Origin of the sequence: Sphingomonas sp., assembly GCF_045810705.1 — a bacterium.
Classification (GTDB): domain Bacteria; phylum Pseudomonadota; class Alphaproteobacteria; order Sphingomonadales; family Sphingomonadaceae; genus Sphingomicrobium.
Genome location: NZ_JBJMVI010000002.1, coordinates 148,926 through 162,457, shown reverse-complemented (window position 1 = coordinate 162,457; position 13,532 = coordinate 148,926). Strand labels below are relative to the sequence as shown.

Genomic DNA, 13,532 nt, shown 5'->3' with positions numbered 1-13,532 from the left:
CCCCGGGCTTACTACCAGACCATTCCCTGCGTAGCGGCTGCGGCGGCTTCGTCCAGATATTCCAGCGCCCGCTCAGGCGTTTCCGCCACGAGCAGCTGCGAGCGCCGTTGCGCGGACAGGAAACCGCTTTGCGTCGCATGGTCGATGAACTCGATCATCCCGTCCCAAAAGCCGTCGACGTTGAGCAGGCAGAAGGGCTTGGCGTGATAACCGAGCGCGTTCCAGCTCCACGCCTCGAACAGTTCGTCGAGCGTGCCGACACCGCCCGGAAGCGCGAGGAATGCGTCGGCGAGATCGGTCATCTTCGCCTTGCGCTCATGCATCGTCTCGACCGTGTAGAGCTCGGTCAAGCCAAGGTGCGCGACTTCGATGTCGACCAGCGCCTGCGGGATGACTCCGTAGACGCGGCCGCCATCGGCAAGCACGCTGTCGGCGATCAGGCCCATGAGGCCAAGCCGGCCGCCGCCGTAGACCAGGTCGACACCGCGCGCGACCATCGCCGCGGCGGTCGCTCGCGTCGCCTCCGAAAACATCGGCTGCGACCCGGCGGCCGAGCCGCAATAGACCGCGAGGCGCTTGACATGGTTCACAGGCCGGCCAGTTCCTTCAGGTCGGCTTCGGGCCGCGCGCCGAAATGCGAGATGATTTCGGCGGCGGCGATCGAACCGGTTTCGAGGCAGGCCCTGAGCGGCCGGCCGCGGCACCGCGCGGCGAGAAACCCGGCGGCAAACAAATCCCCGGCGCCCGTCGTGTCGACGATCCGCTCGACGGGCGCTGCCGGGATCTCGACCAGATAGTCGCTCTCGACCGCAACCGCGCCGCGCGCGCCGCGCGTGATCACCAGCGTGGCGACATGCTTCGACAGCGACTCGACACACTCGGCGAAGTCGCCGCAGCCGGTCAGGTGGCGGACTTCCTCCTCATTGCCGAACAGCAGGTCGACCGTGCCCGCCTCGATCATCCCGAGGACGCCATGGCGGCGGTCGCCGAGGCACAGGCTCTCGGACAGAGTGAAGGCAACGGTGCGCCCGGCAGCGTGGGCGATCCGCGCCGCCTCGAGCATAGCCGCGCGCGGGCGTTCGGGACCCCAGAGATAGCCTTCGAGGAACGTGACGCTCGCGGAGCGGATGAGCTCGGGATCGAGCGCCGCCGGCGTCAGCTCGTGGCTCGCGCCGGGAAAGGTGCTCATCGTCCGCTGCGCGTCCGGCGTGACGAGGATCAGGCAACGGCCAGTCGGCGGGGGGTCCGCAATAAGAGGCGTTGCGAACTTGACGCCGAGCGAACGCATGTCGTGCGCGAAGATTGCGCCGAGCTGATCGTCGGCGACCTGGCCGACGAAGGCGGCGCTGAGCCCGAGCGCTGCCGCGCCGGCCATGCTGTTCGCGGCCGATCCGCCGCTGACCTCCCGCCCCGGACCCATCGCGGCGTAGAGATCGCGTGCCTCGTCAGTCGTAAGCAGGCGCATCGACCCCTTGGCGAAGCCGCGCTCCTCGAGGAACGCGTCGTCGCAGGTTGCGAAGACGTCGACGATCGCATCGCCGATCGCCACGATGTCCAGGCTGGTGGAAGTCACGGAAGGCGTCGCTAGCCGCGCGGGCGAGCCGCGGTCAACGGCGGTTTGCAAGGCCATTTGCTCTTGGCGGCAAAGCCGTTACCCATCGCCAGCATGACCGACCAGCCGCGCGCTATCCCGCTTTCGCTCTTCGCGCTCTCGATCTTCTATGGCGGCATGGTGTGCATCGCCGGCGTGCTCGGCAACAAGCAGGTCGCGCTGGGGCCTTTGGCCGTCGAAGCGGGCATTTTCGCCTTCCTGCTGCTGGTGGTGACCTCGAGCTCGGTGGCCGAGATCCATGGCCGCAAGACCGCGAATCGGCTGGTCCTGATCGGGTTCGTTCCCCTGCTGACCTCGCTCGTGCTCAGCCTCGCCGTCCACGAGCTGCCGGCATCGCCCGAGATGGACCCCGCGCGGTTGAGCGCGATCCAGACGGTGCTTGGCGGCACCTGGCGAATCTGGCTCGGCGGAATCCTCGCTTACGGCATCTCGACCTTCCTCAACGTCACCATCTTCAGCCGCCTGAAGGCGCGCGAGGGCGCGGGGCTGCTTTGGCTTCGCGCGGGAATCGCGAGCGTGCTCAGCCAAGTCGTCGACACCCTCATTTTCATCACCGTCGCCTTCTACGGCGTGTTCCCGATCGGCGAGCTGCTGCTCGGCCAGATGCTCGCGAAAGTGGTGCTTTCGGCCGTGCTCGTGCCGCCTTTGGTCTATGCCTTTGTCGGGATCGGCCGCCGCCTCGACGGCGTTAACACAAATTAGGGCGTGGCAAATCTGCAACGGTTGTCGGGAAAGATTGGTGCGGGGCCGAACGGTGTAACATCAGTGCCTTAATCGGCTAATAGCCGGCCTGGGGTCTCATCTAGATTCGTCACTGCCTGCGGGGGAGTTTTTCCGTGAAAAAAGCCGTTTTGCTGCGCTCATGCGCAGCCCTTTTTGTGCCGTTTGCCGCCGTCACTTTCGTTGCAACTCCGGCGATCGCCCAGGAAACTACGTCCTCCATCAGCGGGACGGTCACGGCAGCGGGTGTGCCGGTTCCGAACGCGACGGTCACGATCATCCACGTTCCGAGCGGCACCAGGACGGTTGCAAGAACCAATGCGGCGGGGGCTTATACCGCAGCGGGCGTTCGCAACGGCGGCCCCTACACCGTCACAGCTTCGGCGCGCGGCTTTGCCAATGCGCAAGTCACCGATGTCTACACGACGCTCGGCCAGACCTTCGAACTGCCGCTGACGCTTGAGGCCGCCGGCAGGGAAATTGTTGTCACCGCCTCCCGCGTGCGCGGCGCCCGCAGCATCTCTTCCGGTCCCGCTACGATCCTGACCGCAAACGACATCAGCAAGATCGCGTCGGTCAACCGCGACATCCGCGACTTGATGCAGCGCGATCCATTCGCGTCACTCGACGCCTCGCAGTCGACCGGCCGCCAGGTGACCTTCGCCGGCACCAACCCGCGGTTCAACCGCTTCACCGTCGACGGCGTCCCGATCACCGACAGCTTCGGCCTCAATCCCGACGCCTTGCCGTCGCGCCGCGGCCCGGTGCCGCTCGACGCGATCGGGCAGTTCGAGACCAAGGTGGCTCCCTACGACATCCGCGAGGGCTTCTTCGAAGGCGGCGTCATCAACGCGGTCCTGAAGTCGGGTACCAACCAGTTCCACGGCTCCGCCTTCTACACCTACAACGACAACACGCTGAACGGGCATGAGAACACCGGGCAATTCCTCCTCACTGTCCCGAACCTCAAGACCAAGAGCCAGGACTACGGCGCCGAGATCGCCGGCCCGATCATCAAGGACCGCGTGTTCTTCATGATCGCGGGCGAGCGCGTTCGCGCCACGCTGCCGATTACGTACACCTATACTGCCACGATTCCCGAAGCGGCGCTAAACCAGGTCATTTCGATCGCGCAGAGCGTTTACAGTGTGACCGCGGGTTCGCCGATCCAGATCAACAGCGACAGCGACGACCGGGTGGTCGGCAAGATCGACGCCAATATCAGCGATAGTCAGCGGCTATCTCTGACCGGCATCTACACCAAGGACTCGATCATCGCGATCAACCGGAATTTCAACAACTCGGTCTCGACGATGTCGGACGATTATGTGAAGCCGAATCGGGTTTTTGGCGGCGTTGCACAGCTCAACTCCGACTGGTCGTCGGTCGTGTCGACCGAGGCGCGCCTCCGTTACAAGGATTATAAGAGCGGCCAGGACCCGTTCACGCCTGCAACCGCGCTGGCGGTCGTTTGCACAGACCCCACCCAAGCCCTGTTTTCCGCCCCCGTGGCCGGCGCATCAACGGCGACATCGTGCCCCAACAACGCCGGGACTGTCTTCGTCGGACCGCCGGGCTCGGCGGCGGCGAACAAGCTGCGGGTCAAGACCTTTGGCGCCTCGTTGCTGACGCGCTTCAACTTCGGCGATCATACCGTGCGGCTGCTCAGCGAATATGAGAATAGCGATAATTACGACCTGTTCCTGGCGGGAAGCGGCGGGCCCACGGTCTCCCCAGGACCCTACGGCGCTTATTATTTCGACACGATCTTCGCGTTCCAGAATCGTACGGCGCAGGCGTTCGGCTATACGAACTCCACCACTGGCGTCCAGAACGACGCGGCAGCTGCGTTCACCTACAAGACGGGTACGTTTGGCATTCAGGATGACTGGCGCGTCAACAGCCAGCTCCATGTCACTGCCGGCCTGCGTTATGACAGGTACGGCAGCGGCGACCTGCCGATCTTCAATGCCAATTTCGTCAGGCGCGAGGGCTTTGCCAACAACTCTTTCATCGACGGCAAGAGTCTTTTGCAGCCGCGCGTCGGCTTCGATTACCTGCCGACGCCACGACTGTCGTTCCACGGCGGCGTCGGTATCTTCGGCGGCGGAACGCCCGACGTGTACGTCGCGAACTCCTTCTCGGCCACCGGTGTGCAACCGGCGTCGGTGAGCGATAGCCAAGTGCCGTCGGCGCTGAACAATGTCAGCCTGACGACCGTCCCCGCAGCGGCGCAGACTGCCGTTGGAAATGCCCTGCTGTCGGCCAATGGTACGGTCTCGGCGCTCCACCCGAACTTCAAGATCCCGTCGCAATGGCGTGCGACCCTGTCGGGGAATTACAGGGCGAATCTCGGGCCCCTCGGGGACAATTGGTCGGTCGGCGGCGACGTGCTGTTCAACCGGGTCCGCAACGCGATCCTGGTCCAGGATTTCCGCGATCGGCCGATCACCGGCGCGAGCGCCCTGACCCCCGATGGCCGCCAGCGCTATTACGACGTCGTGTCGACGATTTCGCCAACCGCGAACTGCGTAGTGAACACGACCCAGTGCTTCAACGATCCGGGCGATTATGTCCTGACCAACACCAAAAAGGGCCGCGGTTTCGTGGGCGTCGTGCACGCCAATAAGCAGTGGGACTTTGGTCTCAACGCAGGCGTCAGCTTCACCTATCAGAACATCAAGGACCAGCAGGCGCTGACTTCGTCGATCGCCGGCTCGAACTATAATAACGGCGCCTATCTTGATCCGAACGGCGGCGCTTATGGTCACAGCAACGACGAAGTTCGCTATTCGGTGAAGTACAACCTGTCGTTCGAGCATGCCTTCTTCGGGGACTACAAGACCCGGATCGACATGTTCGGCCAGACGCGCAGCGGCTATCCGTTCAGCTACACCTTCTTCGACCCACAAGGCGCCGCTCGCGGCGCGATCACACCAGGGGCAGGCTCGGTCTTCGGCACGACCGGCACGGCGAGCCACTATCTTTTCTATGTCCCGACCGGCCCGAGCGACCCGAAGGTCACCTATATCGCTTCGGGATCGGGGACGACCTTTCAAAGTGCCGCACAAAATCAGGCGATTGTTGAAGCGCTGATCAGCTCGTCAGGCCTTTCGAAGTATCGCGGCATGATCGCGCCGAGGAATGCCTTCAACGATCCGTGGTTCACCAAGATCGATCTGCACCTGGAGCAGCAAATCCCCACGTTCGTCAGACAGGCGCGCATCAGCGTCTACGGGGATATCGAAAACGTGCTCAACCTGCTCAACCACAGTTGGGGCGAGACGCTGCGCACCACCTTCCCGGGCAATAAGTCGGTCGTGAACGTGACCTGTGCCACCGTCGGCGCCAACACCTGCGACCACTACGTGTACTCGGCGGCGGCGACGCCAGCGAACCTCGCCTCAACGGCGGCCAACTCCAACCTCGGCGCGTCGCTCTACACGATCCGTTTCGGTGCGCGCCTGACCTTCTAGTTGAAGTCGCAATGACCTTTGGGAAGGCCGGGTGGGAGATATTCCGCCCGGCCTTTTCTTTTGCGGCCTACGCTGCGGGCTTGCGCCACGTCGCCGCACTGAGCGGCTTGCAATAACGCTGCTGCTCCTCGGCCGACGAGCGGAGGCGAGTCTGCAAATAATATCCCGCGGCGCCGGCGGCATAATCCTCGTGCGCGGCGTCGATGAACTTGGCGGCGTCGCGGCTCCAGCCCGCCACGCACTCCTTGCCAGGTTTCGCCGAATGGCCGCAGTCGACGAAATTGTTGTACGCCGTGCGCCACTGGAGAAAGTCGGCGCGCGTCATCGGGTCGCCATGGCCCGGGATCAGCGTCGTGAAGGGCAGCCTGGCGATGTCGTCAAGCGCATGGCTCCAGCCCTCGGCGCAGGCCGTATCCATGAACGGCACCAGCCCGACCACCAGGTCGCCGGCGATCACCGTCCGGCTCTTCGCATCGTATAGCCAGACATCGCCTTCGGTGGCGGCGAACTTCGCGAGATGCACGTCGATCAGTCGCCCGGCGATGCTCATCCGGCCCGACTTGGCGACGATGTGATCGGGCGCGATCCGCTCGGGATGATCGATCATCGATTTGCCGCGGAGCAGCTGGTCGCGCGTAGCCGCCGGAGTCTTCGGATCGGCAAGCATCCGGTCGGTTTGCGCGCGGCTGTCCTTGAGGAAGGTCTCGAGCGCGCCGTGCAGCGCATTGCTCGCGTACACGGCGACGTGCGGATAGGCCTGGCGGATATCCCAATTGCCGGTCGTATGGTCGAGGTGCCAGTGGCTGTTGACGATCGCCGCGATCGGCCGATGCCGCGCCTTGGCATAATCGAGGATCGCCTGCGAATGCTCGGGGTGGCGCCCGGTATCGAACACGATCAGGCCCCTGGGCGCGTCAAAGACGATGGTGTTGCCGTCGGGCCCGCTGTCGAGCGGCACCGCGCCGGGGATCAGGTGGTAAGGTTCGGCGGCGTTCGCCGCCACGCTCGCGACAAATGCCGCCACTCCAAGAACAACAGCCCGCATCACCCGCCTCCGCTTTGCTCGCGGCAAACGCTAGTGCGGCAAATGGGATCGCGAAGCGCGTTTCTACAAAACGGCGCAAGGCCGCTGCTAGTAAACCCGCGCCTTGGGCTTGATGTAGTCAATGTCGTCGGTGAGCGTGAACTCATGCACCGGGCGGTAGTCGATCTTCACTCCGCCGCCCGCAATCTTGCCAGGAGCGCCGCCCCAGCCGTCGAACCAGGCGACCGTGTGCTTCATCCAGTTCTTGTCGTCGCGCTTGGGATAATCCTCCTGCATATGCGCGCCGCGGCTTTCCTTGCGGTTCGCGGCGCAGCCCATCGTCACGACCGCCTGGGCGAGGAGGTTGTCGAGCTCCAGTGTCTCGACGAGATCGCTGTTCCAGATCAGGCTGCGGTCGGTGACGCCGACGTCAGCCATGAGGTTATAGATCTTGTCGATCTTGGCGACGCCGTCGGCGAGCGTCCGGTCGGTGCGGAAGACACCACAATCGGCCTGCATGGCGCGCTGCATCTCGAGCCGGATTTCGGCCGTCGGGCTTTTGCCGTCGGCGTGGCGGAACTTGTCGAGCCGCGCGAGCGCGAGATCCGCCGCGTCCTTGGGCAGCTCGTCCTGGATTGCGCCGGGCTTGACCACTTCGGCGAGTCTCAAGCCCGCGGCGCGGCCAAACACGACGAGATCGATCAGGCTGTTCGAGCCGAGCCGATTGGCGCCGTGGACCGAAACGCAGGCCGCTTCCCCGACCGCGAAGAGCCCGGGCACGACCGCGTCGGGATCGCCGTCCTTTAACGTGACGACCTCGCCGCGATAATTGGTCGGGATCCCGCCCATATTGTAATGGACGGTGGGGATGACCGGGATCGGCTGGCGCGTCAGGTCGACGCCGGCGAAGGTCTTCGCGGTCTCGGTGATCCCGGGCAACCGCTCATGCAGGATCTTGGGATCGAGATGGTCGAGGTGAAGGAAGATATGGTCCTTGTGCTCGCCGACCCCGCGGCCCTCGCGGATCTCCATCGCCATCGAGCGTGAGACGACGTCACGGCTGGCGAGGTCCTTCGCACTAGGCGCGTAGCGCTCCATGAAGCGCTCGCCATTGGCGTTGGTGAGATAGCCGCCCTCGCCGCGGGCGCCCTCGGTGATCAGCACGCCGACGCCATAGACGCCGGTCGGGTGGAACTGGACGAACTCCATATCCTGGAGCGGCAAGCCGGCGCGAAGCACCATCGCATTGCCGTCGCCGGTGCAGGTATGGGCGCCGGTGCACGAGAAATAGATCCGCCCGTAGCCGCCAGTGGCGAGCACCACCGCCTGCGCGCGGAAGCGGTGGATCGACCCGTCGTCGAGGCACAGCGCGACGACGCCGCGGCAGGCGCCATTCTCCATGATCAGGTCGATCGCGAAATATTCGATGAAGAAATCGGCGTCGTACTTGAGGCTCTGCTGGTAAAGCGTGTGCAGCATCGCGTGGCCGGTGCGGTCGGCGGCGGCGCAAGTGCGCTGCGCGGGTGGCCCCTCGCCCATGTTCTGGGTCATGCCGCCGAACGCGCGCTGGTAGATCTTGCCCTCGGCGGTGCGGCTGAACGGCAGGCCGGCATGCTCGAGCTCGATGACCGCGGCCGGCGCTTCACGGCACAGATATTCGATCGCATCCTGGTCGCCGAGCCAGTCGGAGCCCTTGACGGTGTCGTACATATGCCACTGCCAATGGTCCGGTCCCATGTTGCCGAGGCTGGCGGCGATCCCGCCCTGCGCGGCGACGGTGTGGCTGCGGGTCGGGAATACCTTCGTGACGCAGGCGGTCTTCAGCCCCGCTCCGGCGGCGCCCATCGTGGCGCGAAGTCCGGCTCCTCCAGCACCGACAACCACCACGTCATAATCATGGTCGACGATCTGGTAGGCACTCACGCGGCAACTCCGAAGGCGATGCGGGCGAGCGCGAACAGCGCCAGCGCCGCACCGGCGACCGCCAGGAACAGCATCAAGGTGTTCCAGAAGAAGCGGCTGCCTTCCTCATGGACATAATCGTCGATCACGACTTTGACGCCGTCGAGCGCATGCCTGAAGCCGACGACGATCAGCAGCGCCATCGGGATCGCGCCGCTCGGCGCATGCAGCCATTCGATGGTTGTGCGCTGGTCCAGCTTGGGAAGCATGAGCAGCGAGGCGATTAGCCAGGTTCCGAGCAGCAGAAGCGCGATGCTTGTCACGCGCTCGCTCAGCCAATGCTCGCCGCCATGCTGTGCCGAGCCGAGGCCGCGGACCCGCCCAAGCGGGGTGGCGCTGTCGCTTTGGCTCATTTCGCTACTCCGAGGAGATAGAACCAGACGAGCGCCGTCAGCAGCACCGAGCCGACGATCGTCAGGATCGCGAAGGTCTTGTTGACGCCGAGTTCGAACGCCGCCCCGCTGTCCATCGTGAGGTGGCGGATGCCGGACAAGAGGTGTTGGAAGAAGCTCCACGTCAGCCCGATCAAGACAACCAGGCCGACCGGGTGCGTCGCTACCTTGGTGAAGGTCGCATAAGCATCCGGTCCGCTCGACAGCGCGAACAGCCACCAGGTGAGGATGCCAAGCCCGGCGAACGACAAGGCGACTCCGGTCGCGCGGTGAAGGATCGAAACGGCCATGTGCGGGCCCCATCGCCAGATCGAAAGATGGGGAGAAAGCGGGCGAGATTGAGCATTTGCCATGATGCCGACCGCTTAAGGCGCGGTCCTTGGTGAGGCAAGTTTCGCCGGCACGCCTAACCCGGTCTTAACCATTCCCGAGGCAAGACCGGCGCCAACAGGCCTTGGGTTTGGCGACGGAGAACAAGCGGATGAGTGGCGACACTGGACAGCTGCAGCGGCTGACGGACGAACAGGTGAGCGCCCGGCTTGCAGCCTACAACGGCGACGGTTCGCTCGATCGCGATGTCCGGTTGCTTCGCGACAATTGCCTCGAGATCATCGCCGGCGAGGTGATTGCGCAATTCGGCCCCGAGCGCGCCGCGCGGTACGCCGAAATCCATTCGGGCAAGGTCGATGCCGCCTGGGTCCAGGGCGTCGCCGGTTACGGTCGCGAGATCTATCACGAGAAGACTTCGGTTCCGGTCTACATCGCGGCGCGGACCCAGACCGCGACCCGAATTGCCGCCAAGATCATCGAGCAATTTGCCGGCGAGCCGGACAAGCTCGAAATGTGCATCGCCGCGTTCTTCCGGATGAACACGTTCGAAACCGACATCACCCTTGCGCAGGTCGCCCTGCTCGAGACGATCGACGCCGCCGAGCAGCGCGGCCGCGAGAGCAGCGATTTCGAGCGCCGCGTCGCCGAGCTGGTTCGCGCCAGCACCGAGCAGTCGAAGGCGCTGACCGATCGCACGCGCTCGACCGCTGCATCGGCGCGTGGGATGCTCGGCAAAACCAGCGAAGTCGCCGCCGCTGCGGAGCAGTCCGCGGTCGCGATGCGCGAAGCTGCCCAAACCGCGGCCGGCCTGATCCGCGCGATCGAGGACGCCCGTACCGAAGTTGAGGTCGCCGCGGACGTCGCGACCCGCGCCGGCGACCAGGCGAGCCAGGCTGTCAAGGTCAGCCAGGCCCTGAGCGCCCATGTCGAGGCGATCGAATCGATCCTCAGCCTGATCCGCGACATCGCCGGACAGACCAATTTGCTTGCGCTCAATGCGACCATCGAAGCGGCGCGCGCGGGCGATGCCGGCCGCGGCTTCGCGGTCGTCGCGCAGGAAGTGAAGAGCCTCGCCTCCCAGACCGCCCGTGCGACCGACGACATCACCGCCAAGATCACGGCGATCCAGCAGGCGACCCGCCAGACGGTCGAAGCCAACGGCTCGATCCAGGGCACGGTCGAAGAGGTCCAGACCTCGGCCGACCGAATCCGCGAGGCGATGGAGCTCCAGGCGCAGACGGTCACGATGATCACCGCCGCCGTCGACGAGACGGCGCTTGCCGCCGACTCGATGAGCTCGACCATCGCCGCCATCCGCAGCGACACCGAAAATGTCGCCAAGGACATCGACGAGGTCGAGCAGGGCTTCGGCCGCTTCTCCGAGCAGATCAGCAACTTCAAAACCACCACCAAGGCGTTCGTCAGCGGCATGGCCGCTTAAGCACCCTCCCCCGTCGGGAGAGGATCAGCTAAGCGGGCCGCATGAACATCCTGATCACCGGCGCCAGCCGCGGCATTGGCGCGGCCGCATACACGCTCCTCAAAAGCACCGGCCACAATGTCGTCGGCCATTCGACCAAGGGCAGCGACATCCTCATCGCCGGCGACCTCGCGCAGCCGAGCGCACCGCGCGACATCTGGGACACGGCGCTCGACGAGCTCGGCGGCGAGATCAACGTGCTGGTCAATAATGCCGGTATTTACGAGGGCGTCGCCGACAATGCCCCCGACGAGGAATGGCACGCCGCCTGGCATCGCACGCTGACTATCAACCTGCAGGCGGCCGCGGACCTGTGCCGGCTCGCCGTCTCGCATTTCCTCGACGCTGGCGTCGTCGGCGGCCGCATCATCAATATCGCCAGCCGCGCCGCCTATCGCGGGGACTCGCCGCAGCACTGGCACTATGCCGCGTCCAAGGCGGGGATGGTCGGCATGACCAAGTCGATCGCGCGCGGTTATGCGAGCGAGGGCGTCTTATGCTTCGGCGTTGCGCCGGGCTTCACCGTGTCCGAGATGACCGCCGAATATCTGCAAGGGCGCGGCGGCGCGCAGATCATCGCCGACATCCCGCTCGGCCGCGTCGCGTCGACCGACGAGGTCGCCGAGACGATCCGCTGGCTCGCGACCGACGCACCGGCCTCGGCCACCGGCAGCGTGATCGACGTCAATGGCGCCAGCTATGTTCGCTAAGTCCGCCCTGACCCTGCTCGCCGCCGCGCAATTGGCGATCCCATTGGGCAAGCCGCGCCTGATCGAGCAACCGCGCGCGCCGATCGACAGCGCCGGGCCGCGCTGGGCCGTCGCCTGCGACGGCTCGACGGACCCGAATAAGCCCGCGCCGCCGGTGCGCATCCATGCCAACAGCTATCTCGTCGGAACCTGCGGCATCTCGTCGATCCTGATCGTCGGCGACCAGGGCGACATATTGATCGACGGCGCGGCCGAGCAGGACGCCCAACTTATCGCCGACAATATCCGCGCGCTGGGCTATCGCATTCAGGACGTCCGCTACATCCTGGCCAGCCACGAGCATTACGATCACGTCGGCGGGGTCGCCAAGCTGCAGCAGATGAGCGGCGCCCAAGTGGTGACCTCCGCGCCGGCGGCCAAGGTCCTCTCTTCCGGGGTGCCGGCAACCGATGACCCGCAGTTCGGAATAGTGAAGCCGTTCCCACCGGCTGAGGTCGGACGCACCGTCGGCGACGGTGGCGAAGTCCGACTCGGCAATCTGATGGTGACCGCCGTAACGACGCCGGGCCATGCGGCGGGATCGCTCAGCTGGCGGTGGGTGAGCTGCGATGGCGGTGTATGCCGGACAATCGTCTATGCCGACATCCTGGCGCCGGTCAGCAACAACACCTACCGCTTCAGCGATCATCCGGCCGTAGTCGCAGCGTTGCGCTCATCGATCGCGAAGATCGCCGCCAGCCCTTGCGAAATCCTGTTGACGCCTACCCCGTCCGCTAGTCAGTTGCCGGAGCGGCTCGCCCTCGGGAAAGCGTTGCTCGACCCAGGCGCCTGCGAGAATTATGCGGCAGCGCGCACCAAGGATCTCGACGAACGACTGGCCAAGGAAACGGCCGGGCCCGCGCCCCCGCCAAAGCCGTGAGCTTTCGCGTCACGATTCCGTGCACGCGCGCGCAGGCGGAAGCCATCCCGGACGCCGAAGAGATTTTCCAGGACACCCATGTCCCGCCGGTGCTGGTCGCCGATGAGCCGGATCCGGCGAAGCCCGACGATTGGCTGATCCACGCCTATTTCGATCGTCATCCGACCAGCGACGAGATCGCCCTGCTGGCCCGCCTCGGTTCGGGCCCTTCCGAGATCGAGCAGCTCGGCGAGCAGGACTGGGTAAGCATGAGCCAGGCCGGGCTTCAGCCGATCCGCGCCGGCCGCTTCACCGTCCACACGCCGACCCATCCGCCCGATCCCGAACGCGTCAATTTCGAGATCGACGCGGGTCTGGCATTCGGCACCGGCCAGCATGCGACCACCAGCGGGTGCCTCGAAGCGCTCGATCGGCTGCAGCACGAAGGAGCGCGGTTCACCAATATTGCCGACATCGGCACCGGCTCGGGACTGCTTGCCTTCGCTGCCCTCGCGCTGTGGCCGCAGGCGCGTTGGATCGCCACCGACGTCGATCCGATCGCGATCGACGTCGCGCGCGACAATGCGGCGATCAACGGCGTCAGGCTCGGGCACGGTGTTGGCGAGCTTCTGCTCGCTTGCGCGGACGGCATGGATTCGCCCTTGTTGGCGGCGCGAGGGCCGTTCGACCTGGTCATCGCCAATATCCTCGCCGGACCGCTGATCGAACTGGCGCCAAGCTTCGCCGACGCGATCGTGCCCGGTGGGACAATCGTCCTCGCGGGCCTCCTCGACACGCAGGCAAAACCGGTGATCGCCGCGTTTAAGGCGCAAGGGTTTGCGGTCACCGACCTCGGCTTCGGCGAATGGCCGGTGGTGGTCTGCGAACGGTCGGGCTGACCGGCAATTTCGCTTGCCGCGCTAATCCG

12 protein-coding genes are annotated in these 13,532 nt (G+C 65.3%); 6 read left to right on the top strand and 6 right to left on the bottom strand.

The genetic code is table 11. From position 1 onward, the window contains the following. Positions 1–11: 11 nt before the first annotated feature. Positions 12–590, bottom strand: coding sequence for a TIGR00730 family Rossman fold protein (locus ACJ8FR_RS00800; protein ID WP_407826696.1), 579 nt, complete (start codon positions 588–590; stop codon positions 12–14). Continuing rightward, positions 587–1,573 (bottom strand): adenosine kinase, encoded by a 987-nt coding sequence (locus ACJ8FR_RS00795; protein WP_407826695.1) that lies wholly within the window; start codon positions 1,571–1,573, stop codon positions 587–589. Before ACJ8FR_RS00795 ends, ACJ8FR_RS00800 begins: the two co-directional genes overlap by 4 nt. A 93-nt stretch (positions 1,574–1,666) precedes the next feature. On the opposite strand from ACJ8FR_RS00795, the gene ACJ8FR_RS00790 reads away from it, so the two are divergent. Then, complete coding sequence (locus ACJ8FR_RS00790; RefSeq protein WP_407826694.1) at positions 1,667–2,314, top strand: queuosine precursor transporter; 648 nt, start codon at positions 1,667–1,669, stop codon at positions 2,312–2,314. A 134-nt stretch (positions 2,315–2,448) separates the two neighbouring features. After that, the gene (locus ACJ8FR_RS00785; protein WP_407826693.1) at positions 2,449–5,808 is read left to right on the top strand and encodes a carboxypeptidase regulatory-like domain-containing protein; all 3,360 of its coding nucleotides are present in this window, start codon (positions 2,449–2,451) and stop codon (positions 5,806–5,808) included. A 67-nt stretch (positions 5,809–5,875) separates the two neighbouring features. Here ACJ8FR_RS00785 and ACJ8FR_RS00780 read toward each other — a convergent pair whose 3' ends face one another. The 4 genes from ACJ8FR_RS00780 to sdhC form a co-directional block, all read right to left on the bottom strand. After that, the gene (locus ACJ8FR_RS00780) at positions 5,876–6,853 is read right to left on the bottom strand and encodes an MBL fold metallo-hydrolase (protein ID WP_407826692.1); all 978 of its coding nucleotides are present in this window, start codon (positions 6,851–6,853) and stop codon (positions 5,876–5,878) included. Between the two features lie 87 nt (positions 6,854–6,940). Next, positions 6,941–8,755 (bottom strand): succinate dehydrogenase flavoprotein subunit, encoded by a 1,815-nt coding sequence (sdhA, locus tag ACJ8FR_RS00775; RefSeq protein WP_407826691.1) that lies wholly within the window; start codon positions 8,753–8,755, stop codon positions 6,941–6,943. Further along, a complete protein-coding gene (gene sdhD, locus ACJ8FR_RS00770; RefSeq protein ID WP_407826690.1) occupies positions 8,752–9,147 on the bottom strand; it encodes a succinate dehydrogenase, hydrophobic membrane anchor protein in 396 nt (131 codons plus the stop codon). The genes sdhA and sdhD overlap by 4 nt, the downstream gene beginning before the upstream one ends. After that, entirely contained in the window at positions 9,144–9,539 is a 396-nt protein-coding gene (gene sdhC, locus ACJ8FR_RS00765) for a succinate dehydrogenase, cytochrome b556 subunit (RefSeq protein ID WP_407826689.1), read from the bottom strand. Before sdhC ends, sdhD begins: the two co-directional genes overlap by 4 nt. A 128-nt stretch (positions 9,540–9,667) precedes the next feature. Between sdhC and ACJ8FR_RS00760 the strand changes: the two genes are divergently transcribed. Genes ACJ8FR_RS00760 through ACJ8FR_RS00745 form a run of 4 tightly spaced genes read left to right on the top strand, consistent with a single transcriptional unit; the run spans position 9,668 to position 13,503 of the window. Further along, entirely contained in the window at positions 9,668–10,957 is a 1,290-nt protein-coding gene (locus ACJ8FR_RS00760) for a methyl-accepting chemotaxis protein (RefSeq protein WP_407826688.1), read from the top strand. Between the two features lie 41 nt (positions 10,958–10,998). Then, positions 10,999–11,706 carry an SDR family NAD(P)-dependent oxidoreductase gene (locus tag ACJ8FR_RS00755; RefSeq protein WP_407826687.1) on the top strand — a complete coding sequence of 236 codons (708 nt, stop codon included), beginning with the start codon at positions 10,999–11,001 and terminating at the stop codon, positions 11,704–11,706. Then, entirely contained in the window at positions 11,696–12,625 is a 930-nt protein-coding gene (bla, locus tag ACJ8FR_RS00750) for a subclass B3 metallo-beta-lactamase (RefSeq protein ID WP_407826686.1), read from the top strand. The genes ACJ8FR_RS00755 and bla overlap by 11 nt, the downstream gene beginning before the upstream one ends. After that, on the top strand, positions 12,622–13,503 hold the full coding sequence (locus ACJ8FR_RS00745) for a 50S ribosomal protein L11 methyltransferase (RefSeq protein WP_407826685.1): 882 nt from the start codon (positions 12,622–12,624) through the stop codon (positions 13,501–13,503). The genes bla and ACJ8FR_RS00745 overlap by 4 nt, the downstream gene beginning before the upstream one ends. The last annotated feature ends 29 nt before the right edge of the window (positions 13,504–13,532 follow it).

What these genes read in the sequence shown, in the direction of transcription:
- ACJ8FR_RS00790 (WP_407826694.1), top strand. Translation starts at nt 1,667, where the DNA reads ATGACCGACCAGCCGCGCGCTATCCCGCTTTCGCTCTTCGCGCTCTCG.
- ACJ8FR_RS00780 (WP_407826692.1), bottom strand. Translation starts at nt 6,853, where the DNA reads ATGCGGGCTGTTGTTCTTGGAGTGGCGGCATTTGTCGCGAGCGTGGCG.
- sdhD (WP_407826690.1), bottom strand. Translation starts at nt 9,147, where the DNA reads ATGAGCCAAAGCGACAGCGCCACCCCGCTTGGGCGGGTCCGCGGCCTC.
- sdhC (WP_407826689.1), bottom strand. Translation starts at nt 9,539, where the DNA reads ATGGCAAATGCTCAATCTCGCCCGCTTTCTCCCCATCTTTCGATCTGG.
- ACJ8FR_RS00760 (WP_407826688.1), top strand. Translation starts at nt 9,668, where the DNA reads ATGAGTGGCGACACTGGACAGCTGCAGCGGCTGACGGACGAACAGGTG.
- ACJ8FR_RS00755 (WP_407826687.1), top strand. Translation starts at nt 10,999, where the DNA reads ATGAACATCCTGATCACCGGCGCCAGCCGCGGCATTGGCGCGGCCGCA.
- bla (WP_407826686.1), top strand. Translation starts at nt 11,696, where the DNA reads ATGTTCGCTAAGTCCGCCCTGACCCTGCTCGCCGCCGCGCAATTGGCG.